We start from the raw sequence: 16,068 nt of genomic DNA, 5'->3' as shown, positions 1-16,068 counted from the left end.
TGATCCCGGCACCCTCTTGGCCGGAATCGTTACATTCGTTGAAGGCCCGCGATTCTATCACGCGCCCCCTGTTTGGAACAGGGCCTTACCCTGAATTGGAAGGGATCATCAGCCGCTTGGGCGCCACCTTGCCGTCGTCCTGAAGCTCACCAATGCCCATGAAGCGATCGCCGGGACCATAGACCCGCAACCAGCCGGTGCGGGCAAGGCCCGGCACGAACACCGCCTGACCCTGGGCGAGATAGAAGGCGCTGTCCGCATCCAGGCGCACCTCGGGCCAGTGCATCAGGGCCTCGTCGGCCGGATGCAATACCGCATCCAGGGCCTCGGGACCCTGCTCGGCCAGGGCTTCAATCTGCTCCAGCGTCACCATCCGGGGGGCATCGAAGGGCGTCAGCCCCAGCCGCCGCAGCTCGATCACATGCGCCCCGCACCCCAGCGCCCGACCGATATCTTCCACCAGCGTGCGGATGTAGGTTCCCTTGGAACAGGAGACGTCCAGGGTCAGGGTGTCCGCGGTCCGGGCCAGGCAATGCAATTGGTGGATGGTCACCGGGCGTGATGCCCGTTCCACTTCCTGCCCCTTGCGAGCCAGATCATAAAGCCTCTGGCCCTGATGCTTGAGCGCGGAATACATGGGTGGAACCTGCTCGATGGGACCCCGGAACCGGTCAAGGACGGCCTCGATGCGATCATCGTCCAGTTCAGGTACCGGAAGGGTCTCGATCACCTCCCCTTCCGCGTCCGCCGTGGTGGTGGTCACCCCCAGGCGGCAGACGGTGCGGTACTGCTTGTCCGCGTCCAGCAGGAAGGCGGACACCTTGGTCGCCTCGCCGAAACACAGGGGCAGAAGACCGGTGGCCAGCGGGTCCAGACTGCCGGTATGCCCGGCCTTTCTGGCCTTGAATAGATACTTCACCCGCTGCAAGGCCTGGTTGGAGGTATACCCCATCGGCTTGTCCAGCAGGATCAGGCCGTGCACGTCACGGCGCTGGATTCTTGGCTTGCTCATGAAGGGTCGTCGGCATCATCCCGATGGCGGGCCTTGTCTTCGGCCACGGCCCGATCGATCAGCGCGGAGATGCGGGCCCCTTCGCGCTGGGTGTCGTCATAGTGGAAGTGCAGCTCGGGCACGGAGCGGATGCGCATGCGCCGCCCCAATTCCCGACGCAGAAAGCCGGCCGCCTTGCGCAGACCCTCGGAGGTCACCTTGATGGCCTCGTCATCCCCGAGCACGGTGAAGAAGACCTTGGCATGGGCCAGGTCCCGACTCACCTCCACTCCGGCGATGGTGAGCATCCCCACCCGGGGGTCCTTGAGCTCCTCGCGCACCAGCTCGGCCAGCTCCCGCTGGATCTGATCTCCCACGCGCTGGGCGCGGGAATATTCTCTAGGCATTTCGCAACCTCTCCGGGCCGTGGTGTATCAGGTGCGGACGATCACAGCGTCCGCGCCACTTCCACCCGCTGGTAGACCTCGATCTGGTCGCCGGGCTTCACATCATTGTAGTTCTTCACCGCGATGCCGCACTCGGTGCCGGTCCGGACTTCATTGACGTCGTCCTTGAAGCGGCGCAGGGACTCCAGTTCACCCTCGTAGATGACCACGTTGTCACGCAGCACACGGATGGGGTTGCCGCGGCGCACCGTACCCTCGATGACCAGACAGCCCGCCACCGCACCGAACTGGGACGACTTGAACACGTCCCGTACCTGGGCCAGACCCACGATCTCCTCCCGCAGTTCGGGGGAGAGCAGACCGGTCAGGGCCTGCTTGACGTCGTCGATGGCCTCGTAGATCACGCTGTAGTAGCGCAGATCCACTTCCTGCTCCGCCACCGCCTTGCGGGCGCCGGAATCGGCACGCACGTTGAAGCCGATGATGATGGCATTGGAGGCCTTGGCCAGGTTGACGTCGGACTCGGTGATCCCGCCCACGCCGGCGGCCACGATCTTCACCTTGACCTCGTCGGTGGACAGCTTCTCCAGGGAGTCGCGCAGCGCCTCGGCGGAACCCTGCACATCGGCCTTGAGCAGGATGTTGACCACCGAAGCGGCGCCCTCCTGCATCTGGCTGAACAGATTCTCCAGCTTGGCGGCCTGCTGGGTGGCCAGCTTGGACTCGCGGAACTTGCCCTGACGGAACAGGGCCACTTCGCGGGCCTTGCGCTCGTCGGCCACCACCAGCATGTCGTCACCGGCATTGGGCACACCGGACAGACCCAGCACTTCCACCGGGATGGAGGGACCGGCCGTCTTTTCGGGCTTGCCGTTCTCGTCGAACATGGCACGCACGCGGCCGAACTCCTGACCGGCCAGGATCACGTCACCCTTGTTCAGGGTACCGGCCTGCACCAGCACGGTGGCCACGGGGCCACGACCCTTGTCCAGACGGGATTCGATGACCACGCCCCGGGCCGGACCTTCCTTCGGCGCCTTGAGTTCCATCAACTCGGCCTGCAGATGAATGGCTTCCAGCAGACGCTCCATGCCGTCACCGGTCTTGGCGGAGACATGAACGAACTGGGTTTCACCACCCCATTCCTCGGAAATCACGTTGTGCTGGGACAGCTCGTTCTTCACCCGGTCCGGATCCGCCTCGGGCTTGTCGATCTTGTTGACCGCCACCACCATGGGCACTTCACCGGCCTGGGCATGCTGAATCGCCTCCAGGGTCTGGGGCATGACGCCGTCGTCGGCGGCCACCACCAGCACCACCACGTCGGTGACCTTGGCACCGCGGGCACGCATGGCGGTAAAGGCCGCGTGGCCGGGCGTATCCAGGAAGGTCACCCCGGTACTCTTCTTGAAGGGGACGTGGTAGGCACCGATGTGCTGGGTAATGCCGCCCGCCTCGCCCGAGGCCACCTTGGTGCGACGGATGTAGTCCAGCAGCGAGGTCTTGCCGTGGTCCACGTGACCCATGACGGTGACCACGGGAGGACGCGGCAGGGCTTCGCCCATCTCCTCGGTCTCCAGGGCCAGTTCCTCGCCCACTTCGGCCTCCTGCATGGGCTTGGCGACGTGTCCCATCTCCTCCACCACCAGGGTGGCGGTATCCTGGTCGATGGACTGGTTGATGGTGGCCATCACACCCATGCCCATCAGGGTCTTGATCAGTTCGGGCGCCTTGATGGCCATCTTCTGGGCCAGTTCGCCCACCGTCAGCATCTCGGGGATGCTGACCTCGCGCACCACCGGCGCGGTGGGGCGCTCGAAACCATGCTTGCCGGTCGGAGCCGCGGCGGAGCCGGCGCGTCCTGCCTTGCCCTTGCCACGACGACCACGCTTGTCGCTGGCCACGTGCAGTTCTTCCCGCTTGGACTTGCCGACCTCTTCGCGCTCCTTGCCACGGCGACGACGACGGGGATTGTCCGATGCCGGTGCCGCGGGGGTTGCCGCAGGAGACGCGGGGCCGGGGGCTGCCGCAGCGGCCGCCGCGGCAGCGGCGGCGCGCTCCAGGGCCTCCTTGCGAGCGGCCTCCTCGACGGCCTGGCGTGTCTGTAGCTCCGCTTCACGGCGGGCCATGGCCTCGGCTTCCCTGATCATTTCCAGCTCACGGGCCTTGAGGGCTTCCGCCGCCTTGCGCTCGGCCTCTTCGGCGGCGCGACGTTCCTCCTCGGCGCGGCGCAGCTCCGCTTCGGCGGCAGCCCGCTCGGCTTCCCTGGCCTGGATTTCCAGCTCTTCGGGGGTCGGCTGGGGCTGCGGCGGGGCCGGCGGCACCTCTTCCGCCACGGCCGGCGCAGCGACAGGCGACGCCGCATCATCAACGAGGGGCTTGACCACGGGAGACGGCGGTTGCGGTGCCTCGGCAATGTTCTCCATCGCCGGAGACTCGGAGGCTTCCTCAACCACCGCGGCCTCGGTCTCACCCTGCTTCACATAGGTGCGGCGCTTGCGCACTTCCACGCTCACGGTCTTGGCACGCCCCTGGGCGCTGGTCACCTTGAGTTCCGTGGTGCTCTTGCGCCGCAGCGTAATGCGCCGGGACTGGCCGGCTTCTGACGTCTTGCCGTGAACCTTGCGCAGATGCTCCAGGAGCTGCAACTTCTGCTCCTCGGTGACGGTCTGATCGGGATCCGCAACGGGCACTCCCGCCTCGGACAACTGCTCCAGCAGTCGTTCCACGGGCGTCCCCACTACTTCGGACAATTGTTTCACCGTAACGTCGGTCATGTGCCGTTACCTCCGATCTGAATGCTTCCGCGAACCCTGGCCGCGACCCGGGGTCGCGGGGCGTGCGCACGGCTGGCGCACGCCGGTCCAACTGTCTTATGCGTCTTTTGGCTGGTCCGCAAACCAGGGGGCACGGGCAGCCATGATCAGGCCGGCGGCCTGATCGGCATCGATCTGTGCCAATTCCACCAGGTCATCCACCGACTGTTCCGCCAGGTCTTCCATGGTGCAGACACCACGGGATGCCAGCCGGTAGGCCAGTTCACGATCCATGCCGTCCATTTCCAGAAGATCCTGCGCCGGCTCGCCCGTGGTCACCTTTTCTTCGGTGGCAATGGCCCGGGTCAGCAGGGCATCACGGGCCCGGCGTCTGAGTTCCTCGACCATGTCCTCGTCGAACTCCTCGATCTGCATGATCTCCGCCGTGGGCACGTAGGCCACTTCATCGATGCTGGAAAAGCCTTCCTGCACCAGAATGGCGGCCACTTCCTCGTCCACGTCCAGACTGGCCATGAACATCTGCTGCAGTTCGGCGGATTCGCTCTCGCTCTTTTCCACGGCCTGCTTTTCGCTCATGACATTGAGTTCCCAGCCGGTCAGCTGGGAGGCCAGGCGGACATTCTGCCCGCCGCGGCCGATGGCCTGGGAAAGCTTTTCTTCCGCCACGGCGATATCCATGACCCGGTTGTCCTCGTCCACCACGATGGACAGGACCTCGGCCGGAGACATGGCGTTGATAACGAACTGCGCGGGGTTGTCATCCCAGAGAATGATATCAATACGTTCGCCGGCCAGCTCATTGGACACGGACTGCACCCGCGAACCACGCATGCCCACGCAGGCGCCCACCGGGTCAAGCCGGGGATCCAGGGAGCGTACCGCGATCTTGGCGCGCATCCCCGGATCACGGGCCGCGCCCATGATCTCGATGAGACCCTGCCCCACTTCCGGCACCTCCAGCTTGAACAACTCCACCAGAAACTCGGGGGCGGTCCGGCTGACGAACAACTGGGGACCACGGGCCTCGGTGCGGACATCCTTGAGATAGCCACGCAGGCGGTCGTTGGGGCGCACGGACTCACGGGCGATCATCTCATCCCGGGGGATGAAGGCCTCGGCATTGCCCCCCAGGTCCAGGAACACACCGTTGCGCTCGGAGCGCTTGACCACGCCCATCACCAGCTCGCCGACACGGCTCTGGAACTCGTCCACCACCTTGGCGCGCTCGGCCTCGCGCACCTTCTGCACGATCACCTGCTTGGCGGTCTGGGCGGCAATGCGGCCGAACTCCACCGACTCGATGGGCATCTCGACGTAGTCACCCACCTGGACATCGGGGTTCTTCTGAATGGCGTAGGAGTACAGGATCTGCCGATCCGGGGATTCGAACTCGGGGTCTTCGTCATCCACCACCAGCCAGCGGCGAAAGCTCTCGTAATCCCCGGTGTCCCGATGGATGCTGACGCGCACGTCAATGTCGCCGCCGTGTTTCTTGCGCGTGGCGGAAGCCAGCGCAGCCTCGATCGCCTCGAAGATCACGGCCTTCTCGACGCCTTTCTCGTTGGAGACGGCGTCCACCACCAGCAAGATTTCTTTGTTCATCAGTACGTCTCCAAAGGACTGTCCCGCTGGGCCGGGATACAGCCCCCGCCGGACAGGACACGGATTGTCTAGAATTTGGGCACCAGGCGGGCCCGGGAGATGGCTTCCAGGGGCAGTCGCACGGGATTGCCCTCCACCTCCAGGATCACCGCGGCCTCCTCGACACCGGCGATCCGGCCACGGTAGTTGCGCTGTCCCTCGACCGGCCAGTTCAGACGCGCCCGAACGTCCTCGCCCTGGTAGCGGCGGAACTGTTCCGGGGTAAACAGCGGCCTGTCCATCCCCGGGGATGACACCTCAAGCCGGTAGGGCACGGGGATGGGATCTTCCACGTCCAGAACACCGCTGACCTGGTCACTGACCGCGGCGCAGTCATCCAGGTTGATGCCGTCGGGACCATCGATGAAGATACGCAGCAACGCACTGTTGCGCTGCACGCGGTATTCCAGCCCCCAGAGCTCGAAACCGAGTCCGGCAACGACGGGAGCAATCAACTGCTTCAGTTCCTGGGCGTCGTGACTCACGCACTCTCCACAAACAAAAAATGGGCCTGCGGCCCATTCAAGAATACTTGCCGGCCCGGCACCGCACCGGATGCCACCCTGCCATCCCGCCCTGTCGGACGATCGACGACATTACTGGCCAGCTAACAAAAAAACCCCCTCGGGGGCCTTGAACAAACAGTCACTCAAGACTCAATCCGGACCAAGCACCGGAACCATGACAGGGATCAACCTACCGGATTCATCGTGCTTGGCGCCGCCAACGGCCCGGACCCTTGATCTAAAGGCGACGCGATCAGGGATACGTATCCTAACGCACTTACACGCACCACGTAAAGGGCTATCGGCTGCGCCACAACGCCCAGGCCGCCAGACAGAATACCAGCAGATAGCCCGCCAACGCGGCATTGGCAAAGGAAATTCCCAGCCACTGCGGACCCATCTCATCACACAGGCCCGTGGCCAGGAACAGGGTGGGCACCTGCTGCCCCAACCCTTCCACCAGACGCTCGATCAGACCCATCTCGGGCCCCACGCAGGAAAATCCGAGATCCGGCGGCTGGCGTTCAAGCCAGCTCTGGTAGCCCGCCACCCCCATGCCCATGCTGGCCACGACCAGCACCAGCAGACCGGGAATCGCCCCGGCCAGGGATGCCCCGAACACCACGCCGGCCAGTGCCAACACCGCCAGCACCATGAACAGCAGGCGCTGGAAGATGCACAGGTGACAGGGATGCAGACTGAACCACTCGGTCAGACCGATGCTCAGCGCCGCGGACGTCGCCGAAAACAGGGCAATCAGCAACCAGATGGGACGAACCGCAGGTGCGTACATGCATGTCTCCCGTAGACGGGCCATGACCCTTGCTTGAACTTGCGGCACATGATGACCGAATCGGCGGACGGGGAAAAGGGGCGTGCCGGACACGGCACACCCCATGGAACCAAGAAGTCGCCATGGCACCAAAGACTCATGTGAGCACTGACCGTCGCACTGATCATCCACCAACCCCCATGGGATGCCTGATGACCATGCCCACCCGGCAACTGCCAATGCTCTGTCTGCTGCTGTGGCTCCTCCCGGGCCTGGCCATGGCCCAGACCGACACCGGTCCCGTGCATCGCGACCACATCGAGGTGGAACTGATCGCGGCTACCACCAGCGTGCAACCGGGAAGCACCCTGCATGCAGGGCTGCGACTGCTCCCCGACCCCGGCTGGCATACCTACTGGAAGAACCCCGGTGATTCGGGGCTACCCACTCGCATCCACTGGACCCTGCCGGAAGGCATCCAGGCCTCCGGCATAGACTGGCCCTACCCCGAAGCCATTCCGTTCGCCCACCTGATCAACTACGGTTATGAGGGCGAACACCTGTTGCCGGTGACGTTGCAGATACCGGACACCCTTGAAGCCGGTGACCGTGTTGTCCTGCAGGCCAAGGCCGAATGGTTGGTCTGCGAGGAAATCTGCATCCCGGGAGACGCCCGTCTTCAGCTCAGCCTGCCGGTGGAGATGTCACCCCCGGCCAGAAATGAACACACCGCGCCGTTGTTCGAGTGGGCGGAGCAACGCCGTCCAGGACCGGTCGACTGGCCGGCCCGCTTCACCACCGAAGGCGGCCGGCTCAATGTCCTGATCGGACCGGATCAGTTCCTGCCCCAGGAACCGCGGCGCTGGGCGGTGTTCGTCGCCGAAGACAACCTGGTGGACCATTCCCGGCCGGCTGACATCCACATCAATAACGACCAAATCAGGGTGACCCAGCCACTGTCCCCCTTTGCCGCCGAAGTTCCGGACGCCCTGCGTCTGGTGCTGGTGGATATCGACAATGCCAGGGCCTACGCACTGAGCGCCGCGGGGGAGACATTCACCACTGATGCCAACGAGGCCCCCCATCCCCTCCCCGACCACCAAACCGGCTGGCTGGTCGCCCTGCTGCTGGCCCTGGTCGGCGGGATGCTGCTGAACCTCATGCCCTGCGTCTTTCCCGTACTGTCCATCAAGGCCATGAGCCTGGTGGCCGGGACCGGACATGACCAGCGCCTCCATGGCCTGGCCTATACCGCCGGCGTGGTACTGAGCTTTGCCGTGCTGGCCGCCCTGCTGCTGGGCCTGAGGGCGAGCGGTGAGGCCATCGGCTGGGGTTTCCAGCTGCAATCCCCCCTCTTCGTGGGTGTCCTTGTCTACCTGCTGTTTGCCCTGGGCCTTTCCCTGTCCGGGGTATTTGATTTCGGCACCCGCATCATGGGCCTGGGCCAGGGGCTGACCCGGCATTCCGGCCTGAGCGGATCCTTTTACACAGGGATACTGGCCTGCGTGGTCGCCAGTCCCTGCACCGCACCCTTCATGGGCACCGCACTGGGCGTGGCGGTACTGATGCCCTGGCCCATGGCCATGGGGATCTTCCTGGCCCTGGGCGTGGGACTGGCCCTGCCGATGCTGGCGTTGAGCTTCAGCCCCCGCCTGGCCAGGGCCATGCCGCGACCGGGCCCCTGGATGGAAACCTTCAAGCAGGCCATGGCCTTTCCCCTCTATCTGGCCGTGGTCTGGCTGCTCTGGGTACTGGCCCGCCAGACCGACGCCAACGCCCTGGCCGTGATCCTGACCGGCATGGTGCTGCTGGCCTTCGCCCTGTGGCTCGTCGGCAGGCCCGCCGGGGGCACCGGCACACGCCTGCTGCGGCATGCCCTGGTGGGCCTGGGCCTGGGCCTGGCCGCCATGGCCCTCATCACCGTCGCGCAAATCGAGGCTGAACCGAGGGTTCAGGCCGAAGCCCACTGGGAGCCCTGGAGTGCCGACCGGCTGGAGGCCCTGCGTGCCGATCCGCAACGGGCCGTTCTGGTCAACATGACCGCCGACTGGTGCGTCACCTGCCTGGTGAACGAGCGGGTGGCCCTGAACACGGAGACCGTCCGTGAGGCCCTGAATACGCATCAGGTCAGCTATCTCAAGGGGGACTGGACACGGCGTGACCCGGCCATCACCGCCTATCTGGCGGAGCATGGACGAAACGGCGTCCCCCTCTATGTGCTCTACCCCCGGGAAGGCGGCGACCCACAATTGCTGCCCCAGGTCCTGACGCCCGCGCTGGTGGTCCAGGCCCTGGAATCACTGTGAGGATCGGAACCGGCCCGAAACCGGCTCCATCCCGTTTCTGCCAACATGATGAGGAGATAAACCATGAAACATCCGAGCTTCCGTCTGCTGCTGGCCATAGCCCTGCTGCTGGGGCTGACCATCCCGGCCTTCGCCGCGCCCCGGGTGGGGGAACCGGCACCGGATTTCAGCGTGGTGGATACCGCCGGCAATACCCACAGCCTGGCCGACTACCGAGGCCAGATGGTGGTGCTGGAATGGACCAATCACGAATGCCCCTTCGTCATCAAGCACTACCAGCCGGGCAACATGCAGAACCAGCAGCGGCTGGCCCGGGAGACGCATGACGCAGTCTGGCTAACCGTCATTTCCTCGAAACCCGGCTCCCAGGGGCATGTGTCGGCGGCCCGGGCCGATGAGCTGACCCAAAGCCGGGAGGCGTATCCCTCGGCGGTACTCCTGGATGAATCCGGCGACATGGGCCGGGCCTATGACGCCCGCGTCACCCCGCACATGTACATCATCGACGCGGAAGGCATCCTGCGTTACATGGGCGGCATCGACTCCAACCCCAGCAGCAACCCGGAAGACATTCCGGAGGCCACCCAGTACGTGGTGGCGGCACTGGAAGATCTGGCGGCCGGTCGCGATGTGGCACAGCCTGTCACCCGCCCCTACGGCTGCACCATCAAGTACTGAAACCACCCCCGGACCCTTCCAGGCCGCCCGCTCACGCGGGGGCCTGGAACTTGACGCATGGGCCAGCATCCGGATACTGAAAAACAAGCCCATGCGCCGATTTTCGACATGGTTGAACATCTCCCCATCAGAACCCGGGCCCTGCTGCTCGGGGCAGGCCTGCTGTTTGCCGCCGGTGCCATGCTGGGCCTGGTGCTGCCCATCCGCGCCGAACTGGAGGGCTTCCCCACCGCCCTGATCGGCCTCATCGGCAGTGCCTTTGCCGCCGGCTACGTGGCCGGCTGTCTGTACGTGCCGCGCCTGGTGGCCAAAGTCGGTCATATCCGGGTGTTCGGGGTGATGGCGGCGCTGGTGGCGATGACCGCCCTGATCAATGTCCTCTACGTTTCGCCCCTGGCGTGGATTCTGGTCCGCGCCATGACCGGTTTCGCCTTTGCCGGCGCCACCATGATCATCGAAAGCTGGCTCAGCGAGAGCGCCAGCAGCGAGACCCGAGGACGGGTCTTTGCCCGCTACATGGTGGTCAACCTGGCCAGCTCGGTGCTCGGCCAGCTGGCGGTGATGCTCTATCAGCCGGGCGGCTTCGAACCCTTCGTGATCGTGGCGATCCTGGCCTGCCTGGCCCTGATCCCCACCGCCCTGAGCTCCAGCCGGGCACCGGCACCGCTGCACGAAGTCAAGCTGGACTTCAAGCGGCTCATCCGGGTGTCTCCCATTGCCGTGGTGGCCTGTTTCGGCGTCGGCCTGGCCAACGGGGCCTTCGGCACCCTGGCACCGGTCTATGCCAACAGCATCGGCCTGCCGGTCTGGGCCGTCGCCCTGCTGGTGGCCGGGGCCATCGTCGGCGGGGCACTCATGCAGGTGCCGATCGGCCGCCTTTCCGACCGACTGGACCGGCGCTGGGTGGTGGTGGGCATCGCCCTGGCCGGGGCAGGCATGTCCTTCCTGCTCTACAGCCTGGAGCTTCGTGAACCGGCCCATGTGATCCTGATGGTGGCCTTGCTGGGGGGCGCCATGCACACCATCTATCCGGTGGCCGTGGCCCATGCCAACGACCGGGCGGCGGAAGGCAATTTCGTCGCGGTATCCAGCGGGCTGCTGCTGATCTTCGGCGCCGGCGCCACCCTGGGTCCGGCGGTGGCGGCGCCCTTGATGCAATGGGGCGAACCGGGCTGGCTGTTCCTGTTCCTGGTCTTCATTTATTCCGGCATGGCCGTACATGCCGTATGGCGAACCCGTGTCCAGCCGCCGGTGGAGGAAGTACGCCATACCTTCGTCGGCCTGGAGGCCATCCAGGGCGCCACCCAGGAAACCATGCATCTGGATCCCCGGGCCGAGGAACCGGGCGAGGAGGCAACGCGGTCGTCGTGAGATGGGTGCGGGCGGCTATCCCACGGCGCCCTCCCGCCTCATCCAGCCCAGTATGAAATCCCGGATACCCGTCACGTCATTGAGCGGCAGCACGGGCAAATCGGTCTGCAGCGACGCCGGCTCGTCCGTGGCCACGGCGATGATGTCCGGATCCCGGGGGTAGCGGGCGGGTTTGCCCAGGGAGGGACGAAACAGTTCCAGCTTGGGGAAGGCTTCCGCCTTGAACCCCTCCACCAGAATCAGATCGGTGCGGGACGCATCCAGGCGCCCGATCAGTGCCCACAGATCCGGCTCCCGGGGCTCGGGCTGCTCCACCATCAGGGCAAACCGCTGAGTGGAGGCAATGAGCATCTGCTCGGCACCGGCCTTGCGTAGTGCGTGGCTGTCCTTGCCCGGTTGATCCACATCGAAACTGTGATGGGCATGCTTGATGACCGCAATCCGGATGCCCCGCTCCCGCAGCAGGGGAATCAACTGCACCAGCAGGGTCGTCTTTCCGGTACCGCTCCAGGCGGCAAAACCCAGGATGGGCGGGGTATCCGTCATGCGCTGCTCTCCTTTTCCGATCGCTCACCGCCCTGAAGGACGGTGCTTCCCATTTAAGGGATAGCGGGTTTGACCAGTTGCCTGCCCGGGGCCGGGGCATTGACTTATTCGGAATCTCCCACGCAGATGCGGTTACGCCCCCCGGATTTGGCCTGATAGAGCCGCTTGTCGGCGGCAATCAGCAGTTCCTGCAGGTTCGTATCCGGCCTGTGCTGACAGATGCCGATACTGACCGTGACCGGCCGGGGAACCGGGAATCGATGGGCGGCGATGGCGGCCCGGATCTTCTCGGCAATGACCATTGCCGCGGCCTGATCCGTTTCCGGAAACAGGATGAGAAACTCCTCGCCCCCCCACCGCGCTACACTGTCGGTGGCGCGAACCATGCCGCGCACCAGGGCCGCCAGTTCCTGAATCACGAGATCGCCCACATGATGGCCATGGGTGTCGTTGATCTGCTTGAAATGGTCGATATCGAAGAGCATCAGTACGAAGGTGCCCTGATAGCGACAGACCCGCGAATATTCCTGCTCCAGCTGTTCGTTCATCTTGCGACGATTCATCAGACCGGTCATGGAGTCGGTCTGGGACAGCCGCTCCAGCAGCGCATTATTGCGCTGAAGTTCCTGATTCTTCTGATACAGGGCATGTTCCGTCACCGCCTCGATGGCCTGCGAAATGGTGCCGATCTCGTTTTTCAACTCTGCCAGCGGCACTGACTTTCGCGTCTGGCCCAAGGCCTTGCCATCGACCACATCCCGAACCCGCTGCTCCAGCAGACGCAACGGCCCCACGATATGGGCACTCAGGTTTCGCGCCATGAAGGCAGACAGCAACAACGCGATACACAGCACCACGGCCACGCTTTGCAGGATGCGCCACATGATGGGCAACAGGACTTCCCGCTTCTCCACCATGGTGACCACGGTCCAGTTCAGGGGCTCTTCATGAATGAACTGCACCATCCAGGTCCTTTGATCCACTTCCAGGAAGCGCTGACCGCTTCCCTCCCCCACCATCGGAGCCAGGCTGTCCCAACCGGCAAACCGGGTACCAATCAAGCCATCCTGCGCATGAAACAGTATCCTGCCCTCATGATCCAGCACCAGGTTGCGGGCAGTGGTGAAGGAGGGATCGCGGGCGCCGATGACCTCCATCACCGCATCCACCAAAGCATCAATTGCCACCACGCCGCGTAGCCCGCCATCCTCGTCCAGCAATACCTGACTGAACGACACCAGCCACTCGTCCGACTTGATTTCACGGTAAGGGATGCCGCCCGACAATGCCGGGCCCGCTCGCACCCCCGCCTCATACCAGGGGCGGACACGGGGATCGAATCCGGGAGGCGGCACATAATCATTGATGACCAAACGGCCGTCCTCGTAGGCGGCGAAGATGAAGTGTATGGTCGGATTGGCATCCTGCAACACACGGAACAGTTCCAGGAGCCGCGACTCATCACGGTAGTCCGTATCCATGGCCTCACGGACGAAATCCTTGGCGGCCAGATACTGCACGACGGACCGCAACGGCTGCACATAGCCGCGAATATGGTGAGCGGCAGCCAGATTCTTGTTGCGAATCACCGCCTGGGCCGAGTCGAGGCCACTGTGATAGAGCACGACCGAGACCAGGGAGCCCAGCAGGATCACCATGGCCAACGTCAGCAAGAGCAGTTTTCCGAACAGCGTCTTCTGGAGGCTCATGCCGCCGGTATCTCTGCTTTGGCTGGTTGCCCCCGGATTGTGGGGGAACGTGGAAGGAAGGTATGCCGCGGGCGCCATGCCGGCGACCGGATCCCGCTCATCTTACCAAACAGCGCCGGCCCGACGCCGCCACTCATCCCCGCCAGCCCCGCCGTTACTCATCCTCACCAGCTCCGCCGTCACTCATCTTGGCCAGCCCCCGTCGTCACTCCCGCGAAAGCGGGAGCCCAGGGAGCCACCGCCACTGGATTCCCGCTTTCGCGGGAATGACGGGCTGGATAGCTCCTGCATCACACTTCCGGAATGCCGCCTTTGCGGGGATGCCACACCCGGAACCTCCCTGGGCCTTCAGATGAGACCGCTGATCAATGAGGGCAGGTCTACGACTGCCTGACCACCAGGGTGGAGGCAATCATGTCATGGAGACCTTGCTTGCGCCGGGTAAAGGCGATCATCAGATAGCCGATGAACAGCAAAAGCGCCGAAAGGATCTTGGACCAGTAGCGTCCATTGGCACGGCCAAAGCCGATCCGGTTGCCGTCCATGTCCGTCACCCGCAAACCCAGCATCCGCTTGCCGGGGGTGGATTGCCATTTCGAGGACTCGAACACCGTGTAGTAAAGCCAACCGAGCAATAAGGACAGCAGATTGCCCATGCCTTCCGCAACCAGGTTGATTTCCTGCCCCGTGGCACCGCTTGCGGCCATGGATGCCCCCAGGGCAAAGCCCAGCGGAACCGCCACCACGACGGTGATCAGGGTCAGGATGATCATGTCGATCACGAACGCCAGCAGGCGATACCAGAATCCGGCATCCCTGACCGATGCCGAGACAGACGTGACAGCGGCGCCCGTTCCCGCCGCCATGCCGGCCGCCATCGGCTGCGTGCCGAGGGACACCCCGCAACCGGAGCAGAAACGTGCTGAATCATCGTTATTGTGGCCACATTGCGCGCAGTACATGGTGACGCTCCCTGTATCGTCGAAGCCGGCTAGAACAAGGATTGTACCTCGCTCAATCTCTGCCTGCCGGGTTGATCAGCGAATCAACGACAGCCACCCGGCCAGGGCCAGCAGCGTGACCAACAGTACCGGCGGCGTGATCAGGATGCCGATCCTGAAATACTGCCCCCAGGTGATCTTGATGCCGCGCCGTGCCAGCACATGCAGCCACAACAGGGTGGCCAGACTGCCGATGGGGGTGATCTTCGGCCCCAGGTCGGAACCGATGATGTTGGCATAGATCATTGCCTCCTTGACCACGCCGGTCACATTGGCCTCGTCGATGGACAGGGCCACCACCATCACCCCGGGCATGTTGTTCATGATGGAGGAGAAGAAGGCGGCGATGAAGCCGGTCCCCACCGCCGCCGCCGTCACCCCATACTGCCCGATCCAGTCCAGGGCTCTGGCGATGTCCGCCGTCAACCCGGCATTGCGCAGGCCGTAGACCACCAGGTACATGCCCACGGAGAAGATCACGATCTGCCAGGGGGCGCTGACGAAGACCCGGCGGGTGGAAATCACATGTCCCCGGGCGGCCACCGCCAGCAGGATGGCGGCACCCAGACCCACCATGGCGGAAATGGGCACGCCCATGGGCTCGATCACCAGAAAGCAGAACAGCAGCAAGGCCAGCACGCCCCAGCCCGCCTTGAACACGGCCGGGTCCTTGATGGCCTGTTCAGGCCTGCGCAAGCCATCCAGGCTGTAGGTGCGGGGGATCTGTTTGCGGAAGAACAGATACAGGATACCCAACGAGGCGGTCACCGAGACGACGTTGACCGCCATCATCACGGCGGCGTACTCGCGGAAGTTGATGCCGAAGAAATCCGCCGAGACGATGTTCACCAGGTTGGAGGTGACCAGGGGCAGACTGGCGGTGTCGGCGATGAAGCCCGCGGCAATGACGAAGGCGAAGGCCGCCCCGGCGGTGAAGCCCAGGGCCAGGAGCATCTCCAGCACGATGGGGGTGAGCATGAGGGCGGCGCCGTCGTTGGCGAACATGGCGGCCACCACCGCGCCCAGCAGGATGATGAAACCGTACAGGCGCAAGCCGCTCCCCTTGCCCCAGCGGGCCACGTGCAGGGCCGCCCATTCAAAGAAACCGGCCTCGTCCAGGATCAGGGAGATGATGATGATGAAGACAAAGGTGAGCGTGGCGTTCCAGACGATATCCACCACAATGGGTACGTCGGAAAACTGCACCACCCCCGTGGCCAGGGCCAGGGCCGCGCCGCCCAGGGCACTCCAGCCGATGCCCAGCCCCTTGGGCTGCCAGATGACAAGGGTGATGGTGACGATGAAGATCGTCAGGGCGGTCAACAACATGGAGGCGTCCTGTGGTCGGGTTCGGTGGTTGCGG

The 16,068-nt window shown here is 64.4% G+C and carries 13 protein-coding genes; 3 read left to right on the top strand and 10 right to left on the bottom strand.

The features are described from left to right. Window positions 1-85 precede the first annotated feature (85 nt). The 6 genes from truB to LQD11_RS01480 form a co-directional block, all read right to left on the bottom strand. Window positions 86-1,012: a tRNA pseudouridine(55) synthase TruB gene (gene truB / locus LQD11_RS01505; RefSeq protein WP_238615929.1), complete on the bottom strand. Its 927-nt coding sequence runs from the start codon at window positions 1,010-1,012 to the stop codon at window positions 86-88. Further along, window positions 1,009-1,398, bottom strand: coding sequence for a 30S ribosome-binding factor RbfA (gene rbfA / locus LQD11_RS01500; protein WP_238615928.1), 390 nt, complete (start codon window positions 1,396-1,398; stop codon window positions 1,009-1,011). The genes truB and rbfA overlap by 4 nt, the downstream gene beginning before the upstream one ends. A 41-nt stretch (window positions 1,399-1,439) precedes the next feature. Beyond that, window positions 1,440-4,175, bottom strand: coding sequence for a translation initiation factor IF-2 (infB, locus tag LQD11_RS01495; RefSeq protein WP_238615927.1), 2,736 nt, complete (start codon window positions 4,173-4,175; stop codon window positions 1,440-1,442). Window positions 4,176-4,271: 96 nt separating this feature from the next. Further along, window positions 4,272-5,777, bottom strand: a complete 1,506-nt coding sequence (gene nusA, locus LQD11_RS01490) for a transcription termination factor NusA (RefSeq protein ID WP_238615926.1) — start codon at window positions 5,775-5,777, stop codon at window positions 4,272-4,274. Between the two features lie 68 nt (window positions 5,778-5,845). Next, window positions 5,846-6,301: a ribosome maturation factor RimP gene (gene rimP, locus LQD11_RS01485; RefSeq protein ID WP_008932034.1), complete on the bottom strand. Its 456-nt coding sequence runs from the start codon at window positions 6,299-6,301 to the stop codon at window positions 5,846-5,848. A 319-nt stretch (window positions 6,302-6,620) separates the two neighbouring features. Further along, window positions 6,621-7,115, bottom strand: a complete 495-nt coding sequence (locus LQD11_RS01480) for a disulfide bond formation protein B (protein WP_238615925.1) — start codon at window positions 7,113-7,115, stop codon at window positions 6,621-6,623. A gap of 191 nt (window positions 7,116-7,306) precedes the next feature. Here LQD11_RS01480 and LQD11_RS01475 point away from each other — a divergent pair, with 191 nt between their 5' ends. The 3 genes from LQD11_RS01475 to LQD11_RS01465 all read left to right on the top strand — a co-directional run bounded on the left by LQD11_RS01475 (window position 7,307) and on the right by LQD11_RS01465 (window position 11,449). After that, on the top strand, window positions 7,307-9,400 hold the full coding sequence (locus tag LQD11_RS01475; protein WP_238615924.1) for a protein-disulfide reductase DsbD family protein: 2,094 nt from the start codon (window positions 7,307-7,309) through the stop codon (window positions 9,398-9,400). A gap of 63 nt (window positions 9,401-9,463) precedes the next feature. Beyond that, entirely contained in the window at window positions 9,464-10,078 is a 615-nt protein-coding gene (locus LQD11_RS01470) for a thioredoxin family protein (protein WP_238615923.1), read from the top strand. A gap of 108 nt (window positions 10,079-10,186) precedes the next feature. Then, entirely contained in the window at window positions 10,187-11,449 is a 1,263-nt protein-coding gene (locus LQD11_RS01465) for an MFS transporter (protein WP_238615922.1), read from the top strand. A gap of 15 nt (window positions 11,450-11,464) precedes the next feature. Here the strand turns inward: LQD11_RS01465 and mobB are convergent, their stop codons facing one another. The 4 genes from mobB to LQD11_RS01445 all read right to left on the bottom strand — a co-directional run bounded on the left by mobB (window position 11,465) and on the right by LQD11_RS01445 (window position 16,034). Continuing rightward, complete coding sequence (gene mobB, locus LQD11_RS01460; RefSeq protein ID WP_238615921.1) at window positions 11,465-11,995, bottom strand: molybdopterin-guanine dinucleotide biosynthesis protein MobB; 531 nt, start codon at window positions 11,993-11,995, stop codon at window positions 11,465-11,467. Window positions 11,996-12,099: 104 nt separating this feature from the next. Next, the gene (locus LQD11_RS01455) at window positions 12,100-13,704 is read right to left on the bottom strand and encodes a sensor domain-containing diguanylate cyclase (RefSeq protein WP_238615920.1); all 1,605 of its coding nucleotides are present in this window, start codon (window positions 13,702-13,704) and stop codon (window positions 12,100-12,102) included. 380 nt (window positions 13,705-14,084) lie between these two features. Next, complete coding sequence (locus tag LQD11_RS01450; protein ID WP_238615919.1) at window positions 14,085-14,666, bottom strand: RDD family protein; 582 nt, start codon at window positions 14,664-14,666, stop codon at window positions 14,085-14,087. A 75-nt stretch (window positions 14,667-14,741) separates the two neighbouring features. Further along, window positions 14,742-16,034 (bottom strand): arsenic transporter, encoded by a 1,293-nt coding sequence (locus LQD11_RS01445; RefSeq protein ID WP_476700530.1) that lies wholly within the window; start codon window positions 16,032-16,034, stop codon window positions 14,742-14,744. Between the last annotated feature and the right edge of the window lie 34 nt (window positions 16,035-16,068).

The sequence above is a fragment of the Ectothiorhodospira shaposhnikovii genome, from assembly GCF_022227765.1.
Classification (GTDB): domain Bacteria; phylum Pseudomonadota; class Gammaproteobacteria; order Ectothiorhodospirales; family Ectothiorhodospiraceae; genus Ectothiorhodospira.
Note: the sequence above shows the minus strand (reverse complement) of the source record. Positions and strands in the feature narration are given on the sequence as shown.

Excerpts from the sequence above, each read along its gene's own strand:
- truB (WP_238615929.1), bottom strand. The coding sequence starts at position 1,012 with ATGAGCAAGCCAAGAATCCAGCGCCGTGACGTGCACGGCCTGATCCTG.
- rbfA (WP_238615928.1), bottom strand. The coding sequence starts at position 1,398 with ATGCCTAGAGAATATTCCCGCGCCCAGCGCGTGGGAGATCAGATCCAG.
- infB (WP_238615927.1), bottom strand. The coding sequence starts at position 4,175 with ATGACCGACGTTACGGTGAAACAATTGTCCGAAGTAGTGGGGACGCCC.
- nusA (WP_238615926.1), bottom strand. The coding sequence starts at position 5,777 with ATGAACAAAGAAATCTTGCTGGTGGTGGACGCCGTCTCCAACGAGAAA.
- LQD11_RS01480 (WP_238615925.1), bottom strand. The coding sequence starts at position 7,115 with ATGTACGCACCTGCGGTTCGTCCCATCTGGTTGCTGATTGCCCTGTTT.
- LQD11_RS01475 (WP_238615924.1), top strand. The coding sequence starts at position 7,307 with ATGACCATGCCCACCCGGCAACTGCCAATGCTCTGTCTGCTGCTGTGG.
- LQD11_RS01470 (WP_238615923.1), top strand. The coding sequence starts at position 9,464 with ATGAAACATCCGAGCTTCCGTCTGCTGCTGGCCATAGCCCTGCTGCTG.
- LQD11_RS01465 (WP_238615922.1), top strand. The coding sequence starts at position 10,187 with ATGGTTGAACATCTCCCCATCAGAACCCGGGCCCTGCTGCTCGGGGCA.
- mobB (WP_238615921.1), bottom strand. The coding sequence starts at position 11,995 with ATGACGGATACCCCGCCCATCCTGGGTTTTGCCGCCTGGAGCGGTACC.
- LQD11_RS01455 (WP_238615920.1), bottom strand. The coding sequence starts at position 13,704 with ATGAGCCTCCAGAAGACGCTGTTCGGAAAACTGCTCTTGCTGACGTTG.
- LQD11_RS01450 (WP_238615919.1), bottom strand. The coding sequence starts at position 14,666 with ATGTACTGCGCGCAATGTGGCCACAATAACGATGATTCAGCACGTTTC.
- LQD11_RS01445 (WP_476700530.1), bottom strand. The coding sequence starts at position 16,034 with ATGTTGTTGACCGCCCTGACGATCTTCATCGTCACCATCACCCTTGTC.